Here is a 23,869-nt window from a genome sequence, read left to right as displayed (position 1 = left end):
CGCCGCAGGTTTTTCAGATCACCACACACTTCGAACACAAGGAGAGAACACATGGCACGTGCTGTTGGAATCGACCTCGGAACCACGAACTCCGTCGTCAGCGTCCTCGAGGGCGGCGAGCCGAAGGTCATCGCCAACGCCGAGGGCTTCCGCACGACCCCGTCGGTCGTCGCATTCACCAAGGACGGCGAGGTGCTCGTCGGTGAGACCGCCAAGCGCCAGGCCGTCACCAACGTCGACCGCACCATCTCGTCCGTCAAGCGCCACATGGGCACCACCTGGGGCTTCGACGTCGACGGCAAGAAGTGGACGCCGCAGGAGATCTCCGCGCGCATCCTCATGAAGCTCAAGCGCGACGCCGAGGCCTACCTGGGCGACACGGTGACGGATGCCGTCATCACCGTCCCCGCGTACTTCAACGACGCCGAGCGTCAGGCCACCAAGGAGGCCGGCGAGATCTCGGGCCTCAACGTCCTGCGCATCATCAACGAGCCCACCGCTGCGGCCCTCGCCTACGGCCTCGACAAGGGCAAGGAGGACGAGCTCATCCTCGTCTTCGACCTCGGCGGCGGAACCTTCGACGTCTCCCTCCTCGAGGTGGGCAAGGACGACGACTTCTCCACCATCCAGGTGCGCTCGACCGCCGGTGACAACCGCCTCGGCGGCGACGACTGGGACCAGCGTCTCGTCGACTACCTGATCAAGCAGTTCAAGGAGACCACGGGCGTCGACGTCTCCGGCGACAAGATCGCCCTGCAGCGTCTCAAGGAGGCGGCGGAGCAGGCCAAGAAGGAGCTCTCCTCCTCGACCTCGACGAGCATCAACCTGCCCTACCTGTCGCTGACCGAGTCGGGTCCCGTCTCGCTGAGCGAGACCATCACCCGCGCGAAGTTCGAGGACCTCACGAAGGACCTGCTCGACCGCACCAAGAAGCCCTTCGAAGACGTCATCCGCGAGGCGAACATCAAGGTGGCCGACATCGACCACATCGTGCTCGTCGGCGGATCGACCCGTATGCCCGCCGTGGCCGAGCTCGTCAAGCGCGAGACCGGCAAGGAGGCCAACAAGGGTGTCAACCCCGATGAGGTCGTCGCCGTCGGCGCCGCTCTGCAGGCCGGTGTCCTGAAGGGAGAGCGCAAGGACGTCCTCCTCATCGACGTCACCCCGCTGAGCCTCGGCATCGAGACCAAGGGCGGCATGATGACCAAGCTCATCGAGCGCAACACGGCCATCCCGACCAAGCGCAGCGAGACCTTCACCACGGCAGACGACAACCAGCCGTCCGTCGCGATCCAGGTCTTCCAGGGCGAGCGCGACTTCACCCGCGACAACAAGCCGCTCGGCACGTTCGAACTCACGGGCATCGCTCCGGCTCCCCGCGGCATCCCGCAGATCGAGGTCACGTTCGACATCGACGCCAACGGCATCGTGCACGTGTCCGCGAAGGACAAGGGCACCGGCACCGAGAAGTCGATCGTCATCTCCGGCGGCTCGTCGCTGTCGAAGGAGGACATCGAGCGCATGGTGCGCGAGGCCGAGGAGCACGCCGCAGAAGACAAGGCGCGCCGCGAGGCCGCCGAGGTGCGCAACCAGGCCGAGACGCTCTCGTACTCGATCGACAAGCTGATCTCCGAGAACGAGGACAAGCTGCCCGAAGACGTGAAGACCGAGGTCAAGGCCGACGTCGACGCGCTCAAGACGGCACTGGCCGGCGACGACGACGAGGCCGTGAAGACCGCGTTCGAGAAGCTGAACCAGTCGCAGTCCAAGCTGGGCGAGGCCATCTACGCGCAGTCCCAGGCGGAGCCCGCACCGGGTGCAGCCGAGGGCGAGGCCCCCGCGGGCGATGCATCCTCCGACGAGGACGTCATCGACGCCGAGGTCGTCGACGACGAGGACGAGAAGAAGTAACCATGACCGACAAGAACTTCGACAACAACGAGGTTCCTGGGAGCGAGGGGTCGGATGCTGCGGCATCCGGCCCCGCGCCGCAGAACCCGGACTCCACCGAGGCCAGGGCCGCGGAGGGCTCCGACGAGGAGCTCACGGTCGACGACATCCTGGGCACCGAGCAGACCGGTGAGGCCGCGGCGGAGGACGCCGTGCTCGCCGACCTCGAGTCCACGCTGCTGAACGACCTCAAGCGCCTCCAGGCCGAGTACGCGAACTACCGTCGCCGCACCGAGGAGCAGCGCCAGGTCGAGATCGAGCGGGCGAAGGGCGAGGCCGCCAAGGGCCTCATCCCGGTGCTCGACGACCTCGGCCGCGCCGCCCAGCACGGCGATCTGGTCGAGGGCACGCCCTTCGCCGCGATCGCCGACAAGGTGCGCGGAGTCGCCGAGCGGCTCGGAGTCGTCTCCTACGGCGAGGCGGGCGAGGACTTCGACCCGCAGCGCCACGAGGCGATCTTCCAGCAGCCCACCCCGGGTGCCGAGAAGACCACGATCCTCGAGGTCGTCGAGGTGGGATACCGCCTCGGAGACGTCGAGCTGCGTCCTGCGAAGGTCGTCGTCGCTGTACCGGCTGAGTAGGCAGGTGATCGATGGCTAGCCAGGACTGGTTCGACAAGGACTTCTACAAGACCCTCGGGGTCTCGAAGGACGTCAGCGACGCCGATCTCAAGAAGACGTACCGCAAGCTCGCCCGCAAGTACCACCCCGACTCCAATCAGGGGGATGCCGCGGCCGAGGCGAAGTTCAAGGAGATCAGCGAGGCGTACTCGGTGCTCTCCGATGCCGAACAGCGCAAGGAGTACGACGAGATCCGCGCCATGGGCTCTGGTGCCCGCTTCACGGCGAGCGGCCAGGGCGCAGGCGGCTTCGAAGACGTGTTCAGCCGGTTCGGTCAGCAGGGCCGCGGCCAGACGGCCGACTTCGAGGACATCTTCTCGATGTTCAATCAGGGCGGCGGGAGCTTCGGCACCGGTCGCTTCGGCCAGACGTCGGGCGGTTTCCGCGGCTACGGAGGCCCGCAGCGCGGCGCCGACGTGACGGCGCGCACCACGCTCGACTTCGCCACGGCCGTGCAGGGCGAGACCATCACGCTGCAGGGCGAAGACGGCAAGCCGTTCAAGGTGAAGATCCCCGCGGGCGTCGCCGACGGACAGAAGATCAAGCTGCGCGGCCGCGGTCGCCCCTCACCGGACGGTGGGGAGAACGGCGACATCGTCGTGCAGATCGCGGTGCGCCCGCATCCGGTCTTCACGCGCGAGGGCCTCAACCTCCGCGTCGTGGTGCCGGTGACGTTCACCGAGGCCGCGCTCGGCGCGACCATCGAGGTGCCGACGCTCGGCGGCGACACGGTCAAGCTCCGTGTGGCCCCCGGCACGCCGTCCGGACGCGTGCTGCGCGTCAAGGGACGCGGCGTCACCACCACCAAGGGCACCGGCGACCTGCTCGCCGAGCTGCAGATCGCCGTGCCATCGCACCTCGACGAGGCGGCCCGCGAGGCACTCGAGAAGTTCCAGTCGCTGGAGCCGAACGAGAACCCGCGCGCCGACCTCATGGCGAAGGCGCGGCGATGAGATCACTCCGGTCGTCGAGCGGGCGACGCGAGACGGGACGTCCCACAGCGGAGTGTTCCGTCTCGTCGCCGCGCTCGCTCGACGGCCTGGGGCGCGCCTCGTCGGGCCGCGCCTCGCTCTACGGCCGAGGGCGGGTGACGCGTCATGGCTGAGCAGCGCATGGATGCCGACACCCCGGTGTTCGCGATCGCCGTCGCGGCCGAGCTCGCCGGCATGCACCCGCAGACCCTGCGGCAGTACGACCGCATCGGCCTCGTCGTGCCAGGGCGCACCTCCGGCGGCTCCCGCCGCTACTCGACCCGCAACATCGAGCAGCTCCGCGAGGTCGCACAGCTCTCCTCCGAAGGGGTGAGCCTGCCCGCCATCGCACGGCTGCTCGACCTGGAAGACGAGAACCGGATGCTGCGTCGCCGCGTCGCCGAGCTCGACACGGCGCTGCGAGCCGAACGGGAGAATCGCCCCGGCGTCCGTGTGTTCGCCGCGGGGTCGGCCGGTGTCGTCCCGATGCCCGGCGGCCGGCGCATCCGCCGCTCCACCGAGGTCGTGCTGTGGCACCCCGGGGGCGGGCGCGACTGATCCCCTGGAGAGGCGGATCCAGGGCGATCGCCGGCGCTGTGGAGAACGCGTAGACCTCGCCCCTGTGTGGACGACGGATGCGCGCGCGGTATCGTTGCGTCACGATGAGGATGACGCGTCGCACTCTGCTGATCGGCGCCGGAGCCGGCGTCCTGGGAGTGCTGCTCGCCTCCTGCACCCCGGAACCGGTGCCGTCTCCCACGCCCGATCGCTCCCCGTCGCCGCGCCCGACCGGCAGCACGATCGCTCCGCTCGCCTTCGCTCGCAGCAGGTGGGCCTCCGATCCGTTCGCCCTGGGGTCGGCCAGCTTCACTCCCGCCGGCGTGCAGGCGAGCGCGCGCGACGCCCTCGCCGCGTCCGTCGACGGACGGCTGTTCTTCGCCGGGGAGGCGACGGATGCCGATGCTCCGGGAACGATGTCGGGTGCGCTGCGCTCCGGCACGCGAGCGGCGGAGGAGCTGCTGGCCGCGGCCGAGTACGGAGAGCGCATCGCCATCGTCGGTGCGGGCCTCGCCGGGGCGGCAGCGGCCGCACGGCTCTCGGGAACGGGTTTCGAGCTCACGGTCTTCGACGCCAGGGACCGTGTCGGCGGGCGCGTGCAGTCCGTCGTCGATGAGAAGTCCTGGCCGGTGCCTGCTCAGCTCGGCGGCTGGCTCCTCGGTGCGCAGGATGCCGACGTCAGCGAACAGCTGAACGCGCTCGACATCCGCACGGGGTCGCTGTCGGCATCGCTCTGGAAGTCGACGGAGGGCGACGTCGAACCCGTCGCCGACCAGGTGCTCACCGACGCGATCGCGTCGGCGCAGGCCCTCCCCGCCGACATCCCGCTGGCGCAGGCCCTGACCGACGCAGGCGCCGACCCCGCCGAGCCCGGCCTTGCCGCTCTGCTCGCCTCCCTCTCGGCCTCCTCCGGCTCCGACGCCGACCAGGCCTCGTCGTGGTTCCCTCCCGTGATCCCTCCCGCAGAGCGCACGGCGGTGCTCGGCGATCTCGGTGCGCTCGCCGCCCACCTGCTCGACGACGTCAAGACGAGCCTGTCATCGCCCGTCAGCCGCGTCGCGTACGACGACGCGGGGGTGAGCCTCGGCATCGCGACGGGCGAGTCGCTGTCGTTCGATCGCGTCGTGATCACCGTGCCGCTCGGAGTGCTGCAGAGCGACGGCATCGAGTTCTCGCCGAAGCTGCCCTTCGGTCAGCGCGGCGCGATCGCGGATCTGAGCATGGGTTTCATCGAGACGGTCTGGCTGCGTTTCGAGGAGCCGCTGCTCGTCACCGATGCCGCCATCTGGCATGTCGTCGGAGGCGACGCGACCATCCGCACCTGGTTCAACCTCGCACCGCTCACGGGCGAGAACATCCTGGTGGGACTCGTCGGCGGTGCGGATGCGGCGGACTTCGCCGACCTCGACGACGACGCCGTGCTCGCCGCGGCCGCGGCATCCCTGGCGCCGTTCCTCGCACCAGCGAGCTGAGCTCTGTTCACGCGGCGTCGGTGCGCCCCCGCCGCGTCCGGCTGATGAGCACGATCGCCGTCGCGACCAGCGCGAAGATGGCGAGCGCGACGGCGCTGGTGAGCAGGAACTCCGGCGGTCCCGAGACCTGCCGCGGGTCGAGGAAGTAGTACGGGTACCAGCCGACGAGGGGACCGCGCCACAGCGTCACGGCGCCCCATGCGAGGGGGAACGCGAGCGACGCGGGCACGACCCACCACGGCACCTCACGGTGCCCCGGGGTCAGCGCCCAGGCGAGCGCCGTGCACGCGGGGAGCCAGAAGTGCAGCAGCTGGTCGGACCACGGCACGTCCACGCGGATGCCGCGGATGCCGGCCTGCCACACGATCAGCGCGAACGCGAGGCCCGCGGTGATCGTCCACGTGAGCACGAGTGCCAGGCAGACGGAGAACCAGCGGGGGTCCGTCGCGCGGAGGAATGCGAGTGCTCCGCCGATCACGAGCACCACGACGAGCGCGCAGTTCGACTGCACGGTGAGGTAGGCGAAGAAGTTCTCTCCGGCGATCGTGCGCGAGCTGAGGCCCCAGAACAGCCGGTGCACGAGGGCGATGACGCAGGCGGCCGCCGCGGCGAGACGCAGCACGCCGAAGACCGCTCGTGCCCTCACCTTCGCCTCTGCCCCTTCCCCGCGCGGGTTCGCGCCATCCGGCGAGTCTACGGAGTCGGGCTGAGGGCGCGGGTCAGCGTGACCACTCTCTTCGGCTCACGCATCCGACCGGCCGCCGTGCACGGTCCGCACGCGGGGTCTCCGCTCGTGGTGCCGCGTCCGCAGATTCTCGAATTCATCGACATGCAATAGATTCTTCATAGCGGGGGGCGCGAGAAGCCTTCTGCGTGACTGGAGGAGGACATTATGCGTACAGCACGCAAGGGCGCGCTTTTCATCACCGCGATCGCGATCGCCGTGGGACTGACCGGATGCTCCGGAGGGGGCCAGTCGGTGGCCGACGCCTGCAAGCTCATCAACGATCAGGGTGAGGCGATCACGAGCAAGGCGCAGAGCGCCATGACCGAGGCGGCGAGCGACCCCAAGGCTGCTGCGGAGACGCTGGCCACCATCGACGCGGAGTTCCAGAAGCTCGCCGACAAGGTCACCAACACGGAGGTCAAGCCCGTGTTCGACAAGTTCACCGACGCCTACAGCGACCTGGCGACCCTCATGAAGGACGTCGCAGAAGACCCGTCCAGCGCCGCGAAGGCGACCGAGAAGCTCACGGCCTCGTCGACCGCGATCCAGGAGTCGGGGACGAAGCTGCAGGACCTCTGCTCCTGAGCCACCCATGACTGCGGCGGCCTGTCCTCGATCTCGAGGGCAGGCCGCCTTTCTCTGTACCCCGGGGGATCAGTCCACGGGGTCGACCGAGAACCGGAGCGCGGCGCCCTGCCGGAACGGCTCCACGACTTCGACGTTCTCGTAGGCGGGGCCGCCGGGGATGGGTGAGGCGCTCGCCCAGTACGACCACCGTGCGTTGACCAGCGCCTCGAGAGCCGGATGGGGGTCGTCGACGCGCCAGGACTGCACCGCCTTCCGTCCGAGGAAGCGCCAGTGCTCGGCCGTGTCGGCGGAGTACTCGACCGACCACGGGTCGTCTTCATCTCCGGTGGCGCTCACGATCGCGGCATCCCCGTCGCGCGTCAGGGCGTCGAGAGGGAAGCGCGCGTGCTCCGCGAACCCGGTGCCGGAGAATCCGGGCCACAGCTCGGCGGGCGTCACCACGCGCCCGGCGAGGTGCAGGCGGCGCAGGCGCGCCCAGTTGCCCATGGTCGCGGTGAGGATCAGGTGCGACAGCGGAGCGGATGCCGCGTTCGCGAACCCCGCGAGCTCGACCTCGTGCGGTCGGTCGGCCCGGAACCGCACCCGCACTCTGACGTCGGCGCCGCTGTCGAAGCGCTCGACGCCGATCCACACGGTCAGCGTCTCGACGCCGTCGATGGCATCGATCACGCCGCGGGCCGGCGGGGCGTCTGACACCTGCTCGGCGAGGTCGGACGAGTCAGCCGACCAGAACCTCTTGCCGCGCTGGCCGGGGTCGAGGCTGCTCGCCTCCAGCTCGGAGAATCCGCGCTCCGAGCCGCCCTGCACGATCGGCTCGACGGCGACGAAGTTCACCAGCCGTTCGCGCGGGTGATCGAGGTACGGGGTGAACACGCGGAGGAGGCCGCGCGGCCCGGGGATCGGCGCGATGCCGATCTGGAGGCCGTCCGGGTGCCCCCACCGGGGCTCGGAGGAGGCGCTGCCGGATGGGCGCAACCACAAGGTCGAGATGGAATCGGACATGCCGAAGACCCTAGTGTCTTGAAATCGATTTCGCTAGATTCGGGTCCATGACCGTCGCCGATCGAGGAGGATCATGTCCGTCACCGCAGCACCCCGCAGGACCGCCGTCGCCGCATCCGTCCTCCTGGCTCTGGCTCTCGCCGGATGTGCAGGGGGATCGGGAGTGAGCGTCGACCCGAACCCCGACAGGCCCTTCGTGCTCGACGGCGTCTCCGGCCTCACCGAGATCGCGCAGCTCACCGGTCCCGATGCCATGAACGACACGGCATCCGTGTCCGTCGCCGGCACCGATCTCGGATCCATGGTCGACGTCGGCGACCGCACGCTCTTCCTATTCGGCGACACGTTCGGGGAGCGCGATCCCGAGTCGATCGGCGGGCAGGGCGGCTTCTGGCGGTCGAACGTCGCGGCCTGGAGCACCGACGACGACCCCTCCGACGGCATCTCGTTCGACGGCTGGGTGACGGATGACGTCGGCCTGGCCGCCGCGCTGATCGAGGGCGATCACGACGCCAACGGGGCGGGGGGAGAGGTGACGAAGATCCCGACATACGGCTTCACGGTCGGCGATGCGATCTACGTGTCGTACATGTCCGTGCGGTTCTGGGGAGAGCCGGGCGCCTGGGATGCGAACCGCTCGGCGCTGATCGTGTCGCGCGACGACGGCACGACCTGGCAGCCCGTCGAGGGTGTCGAATGGCCGGGGGACTCGAACTTCGTGCAGGTCGCCACGGCGCGCGTGAGCGAAGGGGGCGAGGACTGGATCTACTTCTGGTCGATCCCCTCGGGGCGCTTCGGCGGCGTGCAGCTGATGCGCGTCCGGGCGACGGAGGAGGCGGTCGAGGACCAGTCCGCCTACTCCTACTTCGCCGGCGCCGACGGGGCGACCCCGCGCTGGAGCAGTGATCTCGCGGACGCGGAGACCATCGTCGAGGGCACGATCGGCGAGCTCTCCGTGATGTGGTCGACGTACCTGGAGCGCTGGATCATGACCTACTCGGATGCCGGGAACGCCTACATCCGCGAGGGGATCACGCCGTGGGGGCCGTGGGGCGACCCGATCGAACTCGTGCCGGGCGCGGACTACCCGGGGCTGTACTCGCCCTACCTGAATCCGCGCTACGTGAGCGACGACGGCAGGACGATCTACTTCACGCTCTCCCTCTGGGGACCGTACAACGTGTTCTGGTTCTCGGCGGATCTCGAACGGAAGGGCTGAGAAGCACATCTGAGACCTTGCGCATGAAATCGATTTCGCATAATCTGACGCATACCCGGTCACCGAAGATCGACGGCGCGGCCGGAACCCTTCGGCGGCAGCCGAGCACACAGCAGCGACTCGACGAGGAGTCCGTTCCTGAGGAGGAACCCATGAGAATCACCACACGCACGCGCCGCACGGCGATCGCCGCTCTCGGCGCGCTGACGGTCGGCTCGATGCTCGCCGCCTGCGGCTCGGGCACGCCGGGGGAGTCGGCGGGAGGCGGCGGCGAGAACGGCGTCACCACCGTGCAGTTCTGGCACCGCACGTTCACCCCCGTGGAGAACGAGTGGTACGCCGACATCGTCAAGAAGTTCAACGCCTCGCAGGACAAGATCAAGGTCGTCGACACCGAGGTGCCGGCGGACGCCTGGGACCAGAAGATGAAGGCCGCGCAGGCCGCAGGCAAGGCGCCCGACGTCTACACCAGCTCCGCCAACCTCCACGACCTCGTGAACGCGGGCTCCGTGCACGAGCTCGACTCCATCGTCTCGAAGGACGCGATCGGCGAGATCCTCGACATCGCCTCCTCCATCTCGGAGATCGACGGCAAGCACTACGCGTATCCGCTGCTCCTCGAGCCTCAGACCGTGCTCTTCTGGAACACCGACATGCTCGACGCCGCGGGCGTCGACTCGAGCAAGGCCCCCGAGACCTGGGACGACCTCCTCGCCGCCTGCGCGAAGATCCAGCCCACGCTCGGCGACGGCCAGTACTGCATCTCCCCGGCGCAGGATGCCGTGACGATGGCCTGGTCGACGGTCGGCCAGCAGTACAACTTCGCCGGACACCTGGCGCTCACCGATGACTGGTCGGCCCCCGACATCGACAACAAGGGCTACCGCGCCCTCATGGAGCAGTACAAGGTGCTGTGGGACAAGGGCTACATGCCCAAGCAGCCCCTCGCGGCCTACGTCGCCGGCGAGGACTTCGGACAGCAGAAGGTCGCCTTCAAGGTCTCCGGCTCGTGGATGATGTCGGAGATCGGCTCCGACTACGCCGACCTGCTCGGCAAGACCGGCGTCGGCCGCTTCCCGAGCTCGTCCGACGCCGACGGCCGCACCGCCACCACCATGGGCAACTTCACCTGGGTCGTCGACGCGAAGACCAAGAACGCGGATGCCGCCGGGAAGTTCCTCGAATGGGCCATCGCCGGAGACCCCGACAACCTCGTGCCGTTCTTCGTGAACACGCAGTTCACCAAGGTGCCCGTGCGGCAGTCGGTGCAGGATGCCGTCGCCGCGAGCGAGGAGGCCGCGAAGGCCCCCTGGTCGAAGGTCATCGTCGACGAGATCGCCCCTGACGCCATCGCCGGCTCCACCTACCCGTGGGACGTGAACCTGGCCGTCGGCACCGCGATGGAGTCGGTCATGAAGGGCTCCGCCACCGTGGACGACGCGATCAAGACCGCGAACGCCGCGATCCAGACCGTGATCGACCGCGACGGGCTGCCGGACAAGGCCCCGAAGAACTGACCCTGCCCGCGTGACCGCCCGGGGCCCCAGCGGCCCCGGGCGGGACGACGCCCCGAGAGCACGACGAGGTGGATATGGCCAGCCAGGCTGTGGAGGAGCGCCGGGAGACCCGGCGCAGGAAGAACCGCTATCGATACCGCGACAACAGGACCGCCTACTGGTTCCTGCTGCCGGTCGTGGTGCTGCTGGGGATCTTCGTCATCTGGCCGGCGGTGTACGCCGGATACCTGTCCTTCCAGGACTGGAGCTTCTACAAGGATCCCGAGTTCGTCGGCATCCGCAACTACGCCAACGTCCTGAAGGATCCGCTGTTCCTCGCCACGATCGGACGCGGCTTCGCGTTCGTGCTCCTCACGGTGCCGGTGATGCTCGCGCTGGCCTTCTTCTTCGCGAGCCTCGTGGTCGCCGTGTCGCGTCGGGCGGCGAGCATCCTGAAGGTCAGCATCTACATCCCGACGATCATCTCCGCCGTGATCGCCTCGATCATCTTCGTGCTCATCTACAACTACTCCGGCGGACTCCTGAACGCGTTCCTCGGGAACTTCGGCATAGAGCCGATCGCGTGGATCGGCGACCCGAAGTGGGCGCTGATCGCCGTGGCCGTGCCCGCGATCTGGCTGGGCATGGGCCTCACCTCCCTCATCATGGTCGCCGCGATGGTCGACATCCCCGCCGAGTACTACGAGGCGGCCGCGATGGAGGGCGCCAACTGGTGGCAGAAGACCTCGTACATCACGATCCCGCAGATGAAGAACGTCGTGCTGTACCTGCTCATCACCGGCTTCGTCGCCGCGATCCAGCAGTTCGAGCTGCCCCTCGTCATGACCCAGGGCGGACCGCTCGACTCGACGACGCTGCCGAACCTCTTCATCTTCAACCACTTCCGCAACGACGTGAACGTCGGCTACTCGATCGCGGCAGCGCTGCTGCTGTTCGTCGTGCTGGGGACGATCTCCGCCCTCGTGTTCAAGTTCGTCAACTCCGAGAGGCTGGTGGACTGATGGCCGTCATGCAGGAGACCACCCGCATCGTCCTCGCCGGCAAGGAGCCGCGCTCGACGCGGACGCCGCGCAGCGCCGGAGGATGGCTCGTCCTCCTCGGCAAGGTGATCGTCGGCGCGCTGTTCGTGGTCGCGTCGCTGTTCCCGCTCGCCTGGATGGTGATCGCCGGCTTCAAGTCGAAGACCGAGGTCGTCGAGACGCCCTTCCAGTTCTTCCCCGAGGTGTGGCTGTGGCAGAACTACGCGCAGATCCTCGCCGACCCGACCTTCCTCCGGACGATGATCTGGACGTTCTTCGGGGCCGTGCTGTTCACGGTCGGCAGCCTCGCGGTGAACTCCCTCGCGGCGTACGCCTTCGCGCGGCTGGACTTCCGCTTCAAGGGACTGATCTGGGCGATCATCATCACGACCATGTTCATCCCCGGCATGACGATCCTGCTCACCAGCTTCATCGTCGTCACCCGGCTGGCGATGCTCGACACGCTCGCCGTGCTCGTCATCCCCGGGCTCGCGAGCGCGGGCATGGTGTTCTTCATCCGGCAGTTCTACCTGAACATCCCGAAGAGCCTCGAAGAGGCGGCGATGCTCGACGGCTGCGGCAGGTTCGGCATCTTCTGGCGGATCTTCCTGCCGCTCTCCAAGCCGCCTTTCGTCGTGATGGGGATCACCGCCTTCCTGGCCTACTGGAACTCGTACGTCTGGCCGATCCTCACGATCACCTCGCCGGAGAAGTTCGTGCTGCAGCAGTACCTCGCGACGTTCCGCTCCGAGCGCAGCACCGAGCTCGGACTGCTCATGGCCGGCTCCGTGCTGGCCGCGGCCCCGGTCATCATCCTCTTCCTGATCTTCCAGCGGCAGATCATCGGCAACATCAAGATGGCAGGTCTCAAGTAGCAGTACCCATGCGGTGACGAGAGGAGCGGTCGATGGAGACCGAGAGCACGAACGAGCGCGGCATCAGCCGCCGAGGACTCATCCAGGGAGCAGCGGTGATCGGCGCGGCCTTCATCGCCGCGACGGCCCCCGCGCCACCGGCATCCGCCGCCGGTCTCACCGTGACGAGGGTCAAGGTGCTGGCCGGAACCCAGGCGCCCCTGCAGTACGGGGTGGGGGCGACGGATCTCGGCATCCCCGCGCGCACGCCCGACGGACGGATGCTGTTCATGTTCGGCGACACCTGGGCCGACCACGTCGGCGGCGCGAACTGGCGCTCGCCGGTGGCGCTGTACTCGTCGACCACGAACCTCGTCTCCGGCGTCACGTTCAACGGCTGCGCGGGTGCCGGCGCGAACACGCAGGGCACGGCCCCGCAGCTCTGGTACTACCCGCACGACAACTACTTCACGACCGTCATCCCGTCGGACGTCATCACGATCGGCTCGCGGATGTACCTGCACGCGATCGTCAACGGCCCGCAGTTCGGCACGGTGCGCTGGACGGAGCTGTGGAAGTCCGACGACAACGGCGCGACCTGGCAGCACACCGGGCTGCAGTTCCCCGCGGACATGGCCGGTGGCAAGTTCCAGTGCATCACGTGGGGCGAGGGCAACGACGGCTACGTGTACATCTACGGCACCGGCTTCCAGCGCGACAAGGGCATCGTGCTCTACCGGGTCCCGTCGAACAACATGACCACGCTGTCGGCCTACCAGCCCTGGGGGTACGCGAACGGCTCGTGGGGATGGGGCAAGCCGGTCACCGAGGTGCTGGGCGGCACGTTCGGCGAGATGTGCCTGCGGCCCCTCGGCGGCAAATGGATCCTCACGTGGTTCAACTCCGGCGCATATCGGATCGACGCGATGGTGCTGAACACGCCCACCGACAACCTCTACACGGCCACGAAGACCACCCTGCTCACGGGGTCGGAGTGGAACCAGGAGGACGCCTCGCACGTGGCGCAGCTCTACGGCGGATACATCATCCCCGGGTCGACGCTGTCCGACCTCCACCTCAGCGTCAGCCAGTGGCGCACCGACAACAACAGCGTCTACCACTCCGAGCAGTTCCGGGTGCAGGGGCTCGTCTGAGCGACGCCGCGCGGTGCGCGGTGTGTAGCGGGCGGCGCGGCGAGGAGGAGCCATGGACAGTGGTTCGGCAGAGGACGTCGTCAAGACGGGGCGTTCTCGCGAGCGATCCGTCAACGAGGCGCTGCACTATCTCGCCATGGAGGTCGTACCCCCGCCCTTTCGGGCCCCGCGACTCGTCTCCTGGGGGTCGGAGGGGATGGTGTTGCGTCGCCTCGACGGTGCAGTGCTCGGCGAGGGGAAGACCCTCGATCGGGGCGTGTCGCCGGCGACCGCGCAGCAGTGCCTCGACCTCGCGCTCTCCACCGCCGGGTGGGAGTCGCCGGTGGACGGACATCGGGTCGACTATCGCCGTCGACTCGGCTGGGGACGCGAGCGTGGCCTTCTCAGCACAGCGGAGATCGACCTCCTCGGCGAGCATGAACGGCACGCGGACCGACGATTCCAGCACGGCGACCTCATCCCGTCGAACGTGATCGTCGATGAGGACGGCGTCGGCGTGATCGACTTCGAGTGGTCGGGGCGGAGCGCCGTGAACGGCCTGGACTGGGCGACGCTGCTCGTGAACGGGTGGGGGGCCGAGTCGTTGCGGTCGATCTTCCTCGGCGCCCGGATGGCGATGACGGCTGACGGCATCCTGAACTGGGCGACGGCGATCTGCCATGAGCTTCGCCAGGTCGAGCGGGACGGAGGGCAGAGCTCGTGGGCGCACGAGGCGCGCGACCTGTACGGGCAGCAGATCCCCGTTCTCCGGGATGCCATGGCGAGGTGGATGACGTGACGACGTGGAGGGGGCCGTGCGGGCGCGCCGATGGAGCGAGCGGTAACGGGACGTCACACGCACAGGAGACGGATAGAACCGCTTCCTAGCGTGGTCGGCAGGGAACGACCCTGCTCCGCGCCTGGCGCGCGGGTGTCCTGCCACGAAGGAAGAACTCCTCATGACGAACACCACCGCCCCCTCCGCCTCCGCCTCGCTGGGACTCCTCGTCCTGCGCGTCGTGGTCGGTCTGATCTTCGCCGCCCACGGTGCGCAGAAGATCTTCGAGTACACCCTTCCTGGGACCATCGGCAGCTTCGCCGACATGGGAGTCCCGCTCCCCGAGATCGCGGCGCCCGTCGTCGCGTTCGTCGAGCTCATCGGCGGCATCCTGCTCGCCCTCGGGCTGTTCACGCGTCCCGTCGGCATCCTGCTGGCGATCGACATGCTCGTCGCGATCGTCGCCGTGCACCTCCCGGCCGGCCTCTGGGTCGGCGAAGGCGGCTACGAGTTCGTCGCCGTCCTCGGCGTCGCGGCCCTCGCGCTGGCGTTCACCGGCGCCGGACGCTTCTCCCTCGACGGCGCGTTCCTGCGCGGACGCGCGCCCGCCTGGCTGGCCTGAGCAGGATCGCCCGTCTCACCGGGCACGGTTTCGGATGCCGCGGCGGACACGCCGCGGCATCCTGAGATGGCCCGATAGCCGCTCCCGTCGCAGAAGATCCCGGAAATCGGCATCCATACCGGGAGGTTTCGCGACGGGAGCGGAGATCCTCAGAGTGCGGTGAGCTCGCGGCGCACCCAGGATTCGACGGATGCCGCGACCTCCTGCGGGGTCAGCGCCTCCGTGTCGATGATCTCGGCCGACCAGCGCGGGTCTCCCGGTTCCAGGTCGGCCCAGCGCTCCCACCGCATCGGCAGGGGGCTCGTGACGCGGATCACCTCCGGGGCGTGCCGGGGGTCGAGGGTGTGCGCGCGGAACCACTCGCCGAAGCGGTTGTGGTGCACGATCGCCTCCAGATGCTCGCCGCGGTGCACCAGCCGCTCCGTGCGCACGTCGGCGGAGCAGTCGAGCAGGCACACGCGGATGCCGTCGAGCTGATCGGCGGAGGGCGCGGCGAGGAGCTCGCCCATCGGCACCTGGCCGCACAACAGCACGTGGGCGCCGTCGGCCTGGGCGATCAGCGCCTGCTGAACCCAGTGCTCGACGGCGCCGTGCCGCCACGCGGTGTCCGCCCCGTCGGGAACCCCGATCGAGTCGAACTCCACGCAGCGGACCGGGACTCCCCAGTCCACGGTCTCGAGGTGCGCCAGCACGGTCGACTTGCCCGCGCCGCTCGCACCGGTCAGAGAGAACAGCATCCGTCCTCCGTCAGCCCCGCGGCTCGCGCGGCGGGGTCGCCCCGATGTCGGGCACCGGGGCCGTGCCTAGGTGCACCTCCAGGTCGTCTGCGGTCGGAGTCTTCGGTCGACGAGCCGTGGGGCGGTCGAGGTAGAACATCGCCGTGGAGGCGATGTCGTCGCGGAGCGGCAGGTAGCGCCAGCCGCTGCGCCATCCGAGCGCCTGGATGTCGACCTTCGGGATGCCGGTGGCGAAGTGGATCGGGTCGAGCAGGTGCCAGCGGTACATGCCGAACCGCTGCTGACTCACGTACAGCCCATCGGGCTTGATGACCTGCGGCATCCCGAGGTAGGGCGTGGAGAACTCGGTGTATCCCTTGCCCGGGATGTCGAAGTTCCACGCGCCGCCGAAGTAGTCCTCGGTGCCGGTTCCGCAGATGGTGGGGTACTCGGTGTCGTCATCGAGGTAGAACTTGATCTCGCCCTCGCCCCACCAGCCGTTGGAGTTCACGCCCCAGGCGATGTAGGTGCCGACGTACTGACCCCGGCCTTCGATGCCCTCCAGGATGACGTGGGGCGTGAGGTCCTCGAGCGGGTTCGAGCGCCGCCACTGCGCGTGGAAGTACGCGTCGTTTGAGTGGTCGCCGCCGATCTCGTACGTCACCTGGTAGTAGATGCGCACGTCGACGTCCGAGGTGTTCTCGATCGTGAGGCGCGCGCCGTCGCGGAACGGCATGGGCCAGTACGAGTTGAAGCCGCCGTGCGGGTTCGCGGCGATGGCCTGCGAGTTCACCTGCGCGAAGACGCCCCAGCCGTTGCAGAAGAAGTCGCCGTAGGGGACCTCGACGGCCGGCTCGTCTGCGCCGTCCCAGTAGGCGCGCAGCAGGAGCGTGCGCCAGTTGTCGGTGTGGGTGGTGATCCAGATGTGCGTGATCTTGCCCGCTCCCTGGATGCGGGCGAGGTCGAAGGTCTCTCCCGCCTTCACGTCGACGCTCGGCGAGATCTTCCAGCCGGGGCCGAGGTCGCGGGCGCACGAGGCCCCCGTTCCCTCGGTCGCCCGGCCCCCGCCCCCAGCGGATCCATCGAAGTTCTCCGGCGAGATCGACCGCGTCTGCACGGGGCGCAGCGCTGCGAGGGATGCCAGATCGGAGGGTGTGAAAGTCATGAGCGCCAATGTAATCGATTTCACTCCTGAACGCCATAGATCGCCCTCCTGCGCGCTACTGTTGCTTTCATCTCCGACGGGGTCGGGGCAGCAGTGAGGGTGGGCATGGCTACGATCTACGACGTCGCGGCGCTCGCGGGCGTCTCTCCCGCGACGGTCTCGCGCGTGTTCAACGGCACGAGCGTCTCCGACGAGAAGGTGGCCGCCGTGCGGGATGCCGCGGCGAAGCTGAACTTCACGCCGAACCGCACCGCGCGCACGCTCCGCCGCCAGAGCTCCGAGGTCATCGCCCTCGTCATCCCCGACATCGAGAACCCCTATTTCACCGAGATGGCCCGCGGCGTCGAGGACGTCGCCTCCGAGGCCGGCTACTCCGTCGTGCTGTGCAACTCCGATTCGCAGACCGTGAAGGAGGCGACCTACCTGCGCATCGCGGTCGCCGAGCACATGTCGGGCGTCATCATCGCGACCGCCGACGAGGGCACCAGCCTCGATGAGATCCTCGCGACGGGGCGGCCGGTGGTGGCCGTCGACCGCAGCACGAGCTACGACATCGACGGGGTCGTCATGGCCAACCGCGCCGCCGGCACCTCGGCGACACAGGACCTGATCAACGCGGGATACCGCCGTATCGCCTACATCGGCGGCCCCGAGCACATCGACACCGCCGCCGAGCGTGCGGCCGGGTGGCGCTCCGCCCTGTCGGCCGCACAGCCGGATGCCGACATCGAGTCCCTGGCGCGCTTCGCGACCTTCCGCGTGGACGGCGGTCGCGCGGCGATGGAGGAGCTGCTGGCCCTGCCCGAACCGCCCGACGCTGTCGTCGCCGGAAACAACCTCATCGGGGTGGGGGCGATCCAGGTGCTCACCGAGCGGGGGCTCACCCCGCCCAAGGTGGGCGTCGCCGTCATCGGCTCCCTGCCCTTCACCACGCTGTCGCCGACCGCGGTGACGGTCGTGCGGCTGCCCGCGCGCCACATGGGCGTCACGGCGGCCCGAATGCTGCTCGAGCGCATCGGCGGCGACACCCAGCCGGCGCGCACGATCGTGCTCCGCAACGAGGTGCAGCCCGCCTCGGCCCTGCGCGTCTGAGCCGATCCGGACGGATGCTCCCTCAGGCGCTTGCGCCTTGAAATCGATTTCGCGTACAGTGGCGCACAGGTTTCATGATTCGCGGCATCGGTTTCAAGGAGGACGCCATGCGCTGCACCCTCGGGGTGGACATCGGCACATCCAGCAGCAAGGGCGTGCTCGTGGATGCCGACGGCGCGATCCTCGCCACGGCGAGCAGGGCGCACGACGTGAGCCGCCCGCACAGCGGCTGGGTCGAGATGGACGGACGCGTCTGGTGGGAGGAGTTCGTCTCCCTCGCCGGTGAGCTGATCGCCGCCGTCCCCGGAGTCGAGATCGTCGGCGTCGGCGTGAGCGGCATGGGGCCGTGCATCCTGCTCGCAGACGAGGAGGACGAGCCCGTGCGGCCCGCCATCCTCTACGGCGTGGACACCCGAGCCGGTGAGCAGATCGAGCGGATGACCGATGAGCTCGGCGCCGAGGAGATCGCCAGGGTGGGCGGCGCCCTCCTCACCTCGCAGGCGGGCGGCCCGAAGATCGCGTGGATCGCCGAGCGCGAACCTGAGGCCTGGGCGCGGGCGCGTCGCCTGTTCATGCCCGCCTCGTGGCTCGCCAGGCGGCTCACCGGGGAGTACGTGCTCGACCACCAGTCGGCGAGCCAGGTGTCGCCCCTCTACGACATCGAGGCGGGGCGCTGGCACGACGAGTGGTGGGAGCGGTACGCGGGCCCTATCGAGGCCCCTGAGCTGCGCTGGGCGGGCGACATCGCCGGCGCGGTCACCGCCGACGCGGCATCCCTCACCGGCATCCCGGAGGGCGTCCCCGTCATCGTCGGCACCATCGACGCGTGGACCGAGGCCGTGAGCGTCGGAGCGCACGAGGTCGGCGACCTCATGCTCATGTACGGCACGACGATGTTCATGGTCTTCACGAACTCGGTGGCGACGGGGGAGCAGACCCTCCGCACCCCCTCGATGTGGACCACAGCCGGGGCCTTCCCCGGCACGCGCAACCTCGCGGGCGGGCTCTCGACCTCCGGGGCGCTCACCGCCTGGCTGAAGGACCTCACCGGCGCCGACTATCCGGAGCTGCTCGCCGAGGCCGAGGTTTCCGGCCCCGGCGCGCGCGGGCTGCTCATGCTGCCCTACTTCGCCGGGGAGCGGACGCCGATCCAGGACCCCGACGCCCGCGGTGTCATCGCGGGGCTCGCGCTGGAGCACACCCGCGGGGATCTGTATCGCGCGGCGCTCGAGGCCACGGCCCTCGGGGTGCGGCACAACGTCGAGACCATGCGCGCCGCCGGCGCCGACATCCGCCGCATCGTCGCGGTGGGCGGAGGCACGCAGGGGCGGCTGTGGCTGCAGGTCGTGTCCGACGTCACCGGCCTCGTGCAGGAGGTGCCGGAGAAGACCATCGGCGCCAGCTTCGGGGCCGCGTTCCTCGCCGCGGTCGCGACCGCCGAGGGAGAGCCGGCGGAGATCCGCGACTGGAACCCGATCGTCGAGAGCATCCGCCCGGCCCCTGAGGTACGAGCGCTCTACGACGAGCTCTTCGACCGCTACCGGTGGCTGTACGAGTCCTCCAAGGATCTCGTGCACGAGCTCGCCGCAGACCAGAGAGAGGCATCCGCATGACCCGCAGGGCCCGCGGCATCCCGCACACCTCACAGGCCACGGCCTTCCCCCTCGGAGGCATCGGCACGGGCAACGTCTCGATCGGCGCCCGGGGAGAGCTGCGCGACTGGGAGTTCGAGAACCTTCCGGACAAGGGGCGCGACAACCCGTACTCCTTCTTCGCGATCCACGCGGCCCCCGAGGGCGGCCCTGCGGTGACCCGCGTGCTGGAGGCGCGGCTCACAGGACGCCACGACGCCGACGCCGGCTACGCCTTCGACCGGCTCTCGGGCCTTCCCCGCCTGGACGCGGCCACGCTGCACGGCGAGTACCCGGTGGTCGACGTCGACTTCGAAGACGCGACGCTGCCGGTCGACGTCTCCCTGCACGCCTTCACCCCGCTCGTTCCCCTCGACGCCGACGCCTCCGGCATCCCCGCCGCGATCCTCCGCTACCGCGTGAGCAACCCCGGCTTCGCGCCCGTCGCCGTGACCGTGGTGGGCAGCGTCTCGCACACCGCCGGCCGCGGTGCGCCCGGTCCCGATGCGCCCTGGGGCATGCGCGCGACGCAGACCGTGCGCTGGCGCGAGGAGGGCGGAGTGCGCGGCCTCGACTTCGGCATCGACCTCCCCGCAGACGACCCCGGGTACGGCACGCTGAGCCTGACCACGACGGATGCCGCCACCACGGTGAAGCCGCAGTGGGTGACCAGCTACTGGCCAGACGGCGCGCGGCTGTTCTGGAACGACCTCACCGACGACGGGCTGCTCGCCCCCGAACCGCGGCTGACCCTGGAGGACCGCCCGCGCGGGCTGTTCGCCGAGCTCGACGCCGACCCCGACGCTCCGCCGCTGACCGAGGAGGAGATGCTCGCCAAGCTGCCCCGCATCCGCACCGGCTCCCTCGGCATCGTGCACACCCTCGCCCCGGGGGAGAGCCGAGACTTCGAGTTCGTCCTGTCGTGGAGCTTCCCCCACCGGCGGCGCGGGTGGTACGGGCACATCGTGTTGGCGGATCCGCCCGGCGACGAGATCGTCCGCAACCGCTATGCGACGCTCTGGCCCGACGCGTGGGCCGCGGCCTCGCACCTGCACGAGAACCTCGGTGCGCTGGAGTCCGCGACGGATGCCTTCGTCGACGCGCTCTACGGCGGCACCCTCGACCCGGTCCTCGTCGATGCGATCGGCGCGAACATCGCCGCGGCGCGATCGACGACCGGATTCGTGCTGGAGTCCCCGAACCCCGAGCTGGGGGAGGGGCCCGTCTTCGCGGCGTGGGAGGGGTCCTTCGACCACGGCGGCTCGTGCGAGGGCACCTGCACGCACGTCTGGTCGTACGCCCAGACCCTCGCGTGGCTGTTCCCCTCACTGGAGCGCAGCGCCCGTAGGGTCGAGTACCTGCTCGAGACCGACGACGCCGGTGCGCAGAAGTTCCGCAGCAACCGCATCTTCGGAGGCCCCTCCTGGTTCATGGGTCCCGCCGTCGACGGTCAGCTCGGCACCCTGCTGCGCCTGCACCGGGAGTGGCGGTTCAGCGGTGACGAGGGGTTCCTCCGCGAGCTGTGGCCCGCGGCATCCCGCACCCTCGACTACGCGATCCGCGAGTGGGACAGAGACGGCGACGGCCTGCTCGACGGCGAGATGCACAACACCTACGACATCGAGTTCCACGGGGCGGAGCCGCTCGCGAACGGCGTGTACCTCGCCGCGCTGCGGGCGGGCGCGCGGATGGCCTCCCACCTCGGCGAGGCCGAGCGCGCCGCCGCATGGACCGCGCGAGCCGACCACGTCGCCGCCGCGATGGACGAGACGCTGTGGAACGGCGAGTACTACCGGCAGGTCATCGACGATGCCGACGCCCACCGCTACCAGTACGGCGACGGCGTGCTGTCCGACCAGCTGCTCGGTCAGTTCCACGCGTTCGTGAACGGACTCGGGCTCCTCCTCCCGGCGGAGCGCGTCGACTCCGCGCTCGCCGCGATCGCCCGCCACAACCTGCGCGACGACCTCTCCGCCCACGAGAGCACGCAGCGCGTGTACGCCCTGAACGACGAGGGCGGACTGCTCCTCGCGTCCTGGCCGCGCGGCGGGCGGCCGGCGATCCCGTTCGTCTACTCCGACGAGGTGTGGACGGGCGTGGAGCACCAGGTCGCGGCATCCCTCCTCTTCGCCGGCCGCTACGACGACGCCCTCCGCATCGAACGGGCGCTGCGCTCGCGCTACGACGGAGCCCACCGCAGCCCGTGGAACGAGATCGAGTGCGGCAACCACTACGCCCGCTCCCTCGCGTCCTGGGCGCTGCTGCTCGGCGCGAGCGGAGCGCAGTGGGACGCCCCGCTCGGCGTGCTCTCCTTCGCTCCGGCGACCGAGGGTCCCTTCCGCAGCCTCTTCACGACCGGCGACGGCTGGGGCCGCGTCGAGATCGACGGAGACGCCCTCACCCTCCGCCTCGACGGCGGATCCCTCGACATCGACGATCTGCGGCTGCACGGCCGCAGCGTCGACCGCGGCATCCGACTCCGAGCCGGGGAGTCGCACACCACCCCCATCCAGACACCGGAGGCATCATGACCACCTACACCCTGCCGACGCCGGTCACCCGGCCGGCATCCGCCCCGAAGACCGCCTACCTCATCACCTCCGGCGATCTCCGCGAGTCGGCGAACGTCGCCGGCTGGCCCACCCAGGTCGAGCTCGAAGAGGGCGTCACGGGGGTGCTCGACGGCCTCGGCTGGACCGTCATCCGCCCCTTCGGCGTCGACCCGGCGACCGGGCACGGGTTCATCTCCAGCCAGCGCATGGGTCTGGAGGTCTTCAGGGACATCCCCGTCGACGCGCCGCTCGTGGTGGCCATCGCCAACTGGCAGTACTCCCACCACGTGCTCGCGGGCCTCCGCACGCACGAGGGGCCGATCCTCACCGTGGCGAACTTCGCGGGCGACTGGCCGGGGCTCGTCGGCCTGCTCGGTCTCAACGCGGGACTCACCAAGATGGGCAAGCCCTACGCCACCACGTGGTCGGTCGACTACACGGACGCCTGGTTCACCGACGCGATCAGGGAGTGGACCGAGACCGGCGCCATCACGCACGACGACTCGCACGTGCGCCCCCTGCCCGAGCTCCCTGACAGCCCGGAGAAGCGGCTCGGCGAGGCGCTCGCCGCTCAGCTGCGCGCGGAGAAGGCCATCATCGGCGTCTTCGACGAGGGCTGCATGGGCATGTACAACGCCATCTTCGACGACGAGCTGCTCAACGGCACGGGCATCTACAAGGAGCGCCTGTCGCAGTCCGCGCTCTACGCCGAGATGCTCGACGTCACGGAGCAGGAGGCGGATGCCGCCTACGACTGGCTCGTCGCGCACGGCATGACCTTCAAGTACGGAGAGGATGCCGCGACCGAGCTCACCCGCGAGCAGGTGCAGTGGCAGATGAAGATGTACATCGCCGCCCTCCGCATCGCCGACGACTTCGGACTCGACGCCGTCGGCATCCAGTACCAGCAGGGGCTCAAGGACCTCGTGCCCGCGTCGGACCTCGCCGAGGGCATCCTGAACTCCACCGAGCGCCCTCCCGTGACCTCGCGCGACGGCTCGCGCGTGCTGCACGAGGGGCGGGCCTTCCCGCACTTCAACGAGGCCGACGAGGGCGTCGCGGTCGACGCGCTGGTCACCGATCGCGTGTGGCGAGCGATGGGGCTGGTGCCGGACAACACCCTGCACGACGTGCGCTGGGGTGAGGACTACGACGGCGAGTTCGTGTGGGTGTACGAGATCTCGGGCTCGGTGCCGGCCTCGCACCTGGGCGGGTGGCAGAACGCCGAGGGCTGGCGCCAGGGTCACGTGTTCTTCCCGGCGGGAGGGGCGACGATCAACGGCGTCTCGAAGCCGGGCGAGATCGTGCTGTCGCGCGTGTTCATCGCCGACGGGGTGCTGCAGGCCGACATCTTCCGCGCATCCGTCGTGGAGCTGCCGGAGGAGGAGACCCGGCGCCGCAAGGAGGCCACCAACCCCGAGTGGCCGATCGCGCACGTCGTGCTGCACGGGCAGACGCGCGATCAGTTCATGGCGCGTCACAAGGCCAACCACGCGCAGCTCGTCTACGCCCCCGACGCCGAGACCGCCGATCGGGCGCTGGTCGCGAAGGCCGCGATGTTCGCGGGCATGGGCATCCGCGTCAACCTCGTGGGGGACGTGACGTCGCTCTGACGCAGCAGTGAGGGGCCGGTGAGTGCGGCATACGGGTCTCTCGACCCCGCACTCACCGGCCCCTCACGTG

The 23,869-nt window shown here is 69.4% G+C and carries 21 protein-coding genes; 17 read left to right on the top strand and 4 right to left on the bottom strand.

Annotated elements, in window-relative coordinates; all coding sequences use genetic code 11:
- Positions 1-51 precede the first annotated feature (51 nt).
- The 5 genes from dnaK (at position 52) to CQ047_RS14410 (ending at position 5,571) form a co-directional block, all read left to right on the top strand.
- Positions 52-1,911 carry a molecular chaperone DnaK gene (dnaK, locus tag CQ047_RS14430; protein ID WP_105676404.1) on the top strand — a complete coding sequence of 620 codons (1,860 nt, stop codon included), beginning with the start codon at positions 52-54 and terminating at the stop codon, positions 1,909-1,911.
- 2 nt (positions 1,912-1,913) lie between these two features.
- Positions 1,914-2,531, top strand: coding sequence for a nucleotide exchange factor GrpE (locus CQ047_RS14425; protein ID WP_105676403.1), 618 nt, complete (start codon positions 1,914-1,916; stop codon positions 2,529-2,531).
- Positions 2,532-2,542: 11 nt separating this feature from the next.
- Positions 2,543-3,523 (top strand): DnaJ C-terminal domain-containing protein, encoded by a 981-nt coding sequence (locus tag CQ047_RS14420; protein WP_105676402.1) that lies wholly within the window; start codon positions 2,543-2,545, stop codon positions 3,521-3,523.
- A gap of 144 nt (positions 3,524-3,667) precedes the next feature.
- The gene (locus tag CQ047_RS14415) at positions 3,668-4,099 is read left to right on the top strand and encodes a heat shock protein transcriptional repressor HspR (RefSeq protein ID WP_105676400.1); all 432 of its coding nucleotides are present in this window, start codon (positions 3,668-3,670) and stop codon (positions 4,097-4,099) included.
- Between the two features lie 110 nt (positions 4,100-4,209).
- A complete protein-coding gene (locus CQ047_RS14410; RefSeq protein ID WP_258132686.1) occupies positions 4,210-5,571 on the top strand; it encodes an FAD-dependent oxidoreductase in 1,362 nt (453 codons plus the stop codon).
- A gap of 7 nt (positions 5,572-5,578) precedes the next feature.
- On the opposite strand, the gene CQ047_RS14405 is transcribed toward CQ047_RS14410, so the two are convergent.
- Positions 5,579-6,217 (bottom strand): Pr6Pr family membrane protein, encoded by a 639-nt coding sequence (locus CQ047_RS14405; protein WP_181155955.1) that lies wholly within the window; start codon positions 6,215-6,217, stop codon positions 5,579-5,581.
- Between the two features lie 246 nt (positions 6,218-6,463).
- On the opposite strand from CQ047_RS14405, the gene CQ047_RS14400 reads away from it, so the two are divergent.
- Positions 6,464-6,883 (top strand): hypothetical protein, encoded by a 420-nt coding sequence (locus CQ047_RS14400; protein WP_105676398.1) that lies wholly within the window; start codon positions 6,464-6,466, stop codon positions 6,881-6,883.
- A 69-nt stretch (positions 6,884-6,952) separates the two neighbouring features.
- Here the strand turns inward: CQ047_RS14400 and CQ047_RS14395 are convergent, their stop codons facing one another.
- Positions 6,953-7,888 (bottom strand): hypothetical protein, encoded by a 936-nt coding sequence (locus CQ047_RS14395; RefSeq protein ID WP_258132685.1) that lies wholly within the window; start codon positions 7,886-7,888, stop codon positions 6,953-6,955.
- A gap of 73 nt (positions 7,889-7,961) precedes the next feature.
- On the opposite strand from CQ047_RS14395, the gene CQ047_RS14390 reads away from it, so the two are divergent.
- The 7 genes from CQ047_RS14390 to CQ047_RS14360 all read left to right on the top strand — a co-directional run bounded on the left by CQ047_RS14390 (position 7,962) and on the right by CQ047_RS14360 (position 15,030).
- A complete protein-coding gene (locus tag CQ047_RS14390) occupies positions 7,962-9,107 on the top strand; it encodes a DUF4185 domain-containing protein (RefSeq protein WP_105676396.1) in 1,146 nt (381 codons plus the stop codon).
- 152 nt (positions 9,108-9,259) lie between these two features.
- A complete protein-coding gene (locus CQ047_RS14385) occupies positions 9,260-10,624 on the top strand; it encodes an extracellular solute-binding protein (RefSeq protein WP_105676395.1) in 1,365 nt (454 codons plus the stop codon).
- A 74-nt stretch (positions 10,625-10,698) separates the two neighbouring features.
- Complete coding sequence (locus CQ047_RS14380; protein ID WP_105676394.1) at positions 10,699-11,625, top strand: carbohydrate ABC transporter permease; 927 nt, start codon at positions 10,699-10,701, stop codon at positions 11,623-11,625.
- On the top strand, positions 11,625-12,518 hold the full coding sequence (locus CQ047_RS14375; RefSeq protein ID WP_105676393.1) for a carbohydrate ABC transporter permease: 894 nt from the start codon (positions 11,625-11,627) through the stop codon (positions 12,516-12,518). Before CQ047_RS14380 ends, CQ047_RS14375 begins: the two co-directional genes overlap by 1 nt.
- Before the next feature lie 32 nt (positions 12,519-12,550).
- The gene (locus CQ047_RS14370) at positions 12,551-13,651 is read left to right on the top strand and encodes a DUF4185 domain-containing protein (protein ID WP_105676391.1); all 1,101 of its coding nucleotides are present in this window, start codon (positions 12,551-12,553) and stop codon (positions 13,649-13,651) included.
- 52 nt (positions 13,652-13,703) lie between these two features.
- Complete coding sequence (locus CQ047_RS14365; protein WP_105676390.1) at positions 13,704-14,429, top strand: phosphotransferase; 726 nt, start codon at positions 13,704-13,706, stop codon at positions 14,427-14,429.
- A 160-nt stretch (positions 14,430-14,589) separates the two neighbouring features.
- The gene (locus CQ047_RS14360; protein ID WP_105676389.1) at positions 14,590-15,030 is read left to right on the top strand and encodes a DoxX family protein; all 441 of its coding nucleotides are present in this window, start codon (positions 14,590-14,592) and stop codon (positions 15,028-15,030) included.
- A 149-nt stretch (positions 15,031-15,179) separates the two neighbouring features.
- Here CQ047_RS14360 and CQ047_RS14355 read toward each other — a convergent pair whose 3' ends face one another.
- Together CQ047_RS14355 and CQ047_RS14350 are read right to left on the bottom strand one after the other, a co-directional pair.
- Positions 15,180-15,767, bottom strand: a complete 588-nt coding sequence (locus tag CQ047_RS14355) for a hypothetical protein (protein ID WP_105676388.1) — start codon at positions 15,765-15,767, stop codon at positions 15,180-15,182.
- 10 nt (positions 15,768-15,777) lie between these two features.
- The gene (locus CQ047_RS14350) at positions 15,778-16,911 is read right to left on the bottom strand and encodes a glycoside hydrolase family 172 protein (protein ID WP_105676386.1); all 1,134 of its coding nucleotides are present in this window, start codon (positions 16,909-16,911) and stop codon (positions 15,778-15,780) included.
- A 105-nt stretch (positions 16,912-17,016) separates the two neighbouring features.
- On the opposite strand from CQ047_RS14350, the gene CQ047_RS14345 reads away from it, so the two are divergent.
- The 4 genes from CQ047_RS14345 (at position 17,017) to CQ047_RS14330 (ending at position 23,799) form a co-directional block, all read left to right on the top strand.
- A complete protein-coding gene (locus CQ047_RS14345; RefSeq protein ID WP_105676385.1) occupies positions 17,017-18,003 on the top strand; it encodes a LacI family DNA-binding transcriptional regulator in 987 nt (328 codons plus the stop codon).
- A 107-nt stretch (positions 18,004-18,110) separates the two neighbouring features.
- A complete protein-coding gene (locus CQ047_RS14340) occupies positions 18,111-19,616 on the top strand; it encodes an FGGY-family carbohydrate kinase (RefSeq protein WP_105676419.1) in 1,506 nt (501 codons plus the stop codon).
- The gene (locus CQ047_RS14335) at positions 19,613-22,165 is read left to right on the top strand and encodes a GH116 family glycosyl-hydrolase (protein WP_105676384.1); all 2,553 of its coding nucleotides are present in this window, start codon (positions 19,613-19,615) and stop codon (positions 22,163-22,165) included. The genes CQ047_RS14340 and CQ047_RS14335 overlap by 4 nt, the downstream gene beginning before the upstream one ends.
- Entirely contained in the window at positions 22,162-23,799 is a 1,638-nt protein-coding gene (locus CQ047_RS14330; protein ID WP_105676383.1) for a fucose isomerase, read from the top strand. Before CQ047_RS14335 ends, CQ047_RS14330 begins: the two co-directional genes overlap by 4 nt.
- The last annotated feature ends 70 nt before the right edge of the window (positions 23,800-23,869 follow it).

It is taken from the genome of Microbacterium sp. MYb72 (assembly GCF_002979415.1).
Classification (GTDB): domain Bacteria; phylum Actinomycetota; class Actinomycetes; order Actinomycetales; family Microbacteriaceae; genus Microbacterium; species Microbacterium natoriense.
This window is presented reverse-complemented; position numbering and strand designations above follow the sequence as displayed.

Excerpts from the sequence above, each read along its gene's own strand:
- dnaK (WP_105676404.1), top strand. The coding sequence starts at position 52 with ATGGCACGTGCTGTTGGAATCGACCTCGGAACCACGAACTCCGTCGTC.
- CQ047_RS14420 (WP_105676402.1), top strand. The coding sequence starts at position 2,543 with ATGGCTAGCCAGGACTGGTTCGACAAGGACTTCTACAAGACCCTCGGG.
- CQ047_RS14330 (WP_105676383.1), top strand. The coding sequence starts at position 22,162 with ATGACCACCTACACCCTGCCGACGCCGGTCACCCGGCCGGCATCCGCC.
- CQ047_RS14350 (WP_105676386.1), bottom strand. The coding sequence starts at position 16,911 with ATGACTTTCACACCCTCCGATCTGGCATCCCTCGCAGCGCTGCGCCCC.
- CQ047_RS14365 (WP_105676390.1), top strand. The coding sequence starts at position 13,704 with ATGGACAGTGGTTCGGCAGAGGACGTCGTCAAGACGGGGCGTTCTCGC.
- CQ047_RS14375 (WP_105676393.1), top strand. The coding sequence starts at position 11,625 with ATGGCCGTCATGCAGGAGACCACCCGCATCGTCCTCGCCGGCAAGGAG.
- CQ047_RS14345 (WP_105676385.1), top strand. The coding sequence starts at position 17,017 with ATGGCTACGATCTACGACGTCGCGGCGCTCGCGGGCGTCTCTCCCGCG.
- CQ047_RS14395 (WP_258132685.1), bottom strand. The coding sequence starts at position 7,888 with ATGTCCGATTCCATCTCGACCTTGTGGTTGCGCCCATCCGGCAGCGCC.
- CQ047_RS14390 (WP_105676396.1), top strand. The coding sequence starts at position 7,962 with ATGTCCGTCACCGCAGCACCCCGCAGGACCGCCGTCGCCGCATCCGTC.
- CQ047_RS14335 (WP_105676384.1), top strand. The coding sequence starts at position 19,613 with ATGACCCGCAGGGCCCGCGGCATCCCGCACACCTCACAGGCCACGGCC.
- CQ047_RS14410 (WP_258132686.1), top strand. The coding sequence starts at position 4,210 with ATGACGCGTCGCACTCTGCTGATCGGCGCCGGAGCCGGCGTCCTGGGA.
- CQ047_RS14370 (WP_105676391.1), top strand. The coding sequence starts at position 12,551 with ATGGAGACCGAGAGCACGAACGAGCGCGGCATCAGCCGCCGAGGACTC.
- CQ047_RS14415 (WP_105676400.1), top strand. The coding sequence starts at position 3,668 with ATGGCTGAGCAGCGCATGGATGCCGACACCCCGGTGTTCGCGATCGCC.
- CQ047_RS14400 (WP_105676398.1), top strand. The coding sequence starts at position 6,464 with ATGCGTACAGCACGCAAGGGCGCGCTTTTCATCACCGCGATCGCGATC.
- CQ047_RS14340 (WP_105676419.1), top strand. The coding sequence starts at position 18,111 with ATGCGCTGCACCCTCGGGGTGGACATCGGCACATCCAGCAGCAAGGGC.
- CQ047_RS14380 (WP_105676394.1), top strand. The coding sequence starts at position 10,699 with ATGGCCAGCCAGGCTGTGGAGGAGCGCCGGGAGACCCGGCGCAGGAAG.
- CQ047_RS14385 (WP_105676395.1), top strand. The coding sequence starts at position 9,260 with ATGAGAATCACCACACGCACGCGCCGCACGGCGATCGCCGCTCTCGGC.
- CQ047_RS14360 (WP_105676389.1), top strand. The coding sequence starts at position 14,590 with ATGACGAACACCACCGCCCCCTCCGCCTCCGCCTCGCTGGGACTCCTC.
- CQ047_RS14355 (WP_105676388.1), bottom strand. The coding sequence starts at position 15,767 with ATGCTGTTCTCTCTGACCGGTGCGAGCGGCGCGGGCAAGTCGACCGTG.
- CQ047_RS14425 (WP_105676403.1), top strand. The coding sequence starts at position 1,914 with ATGACCGACAAGAACTTCGACAACAACGAGGTTCCTGGGAGCGAGGGG.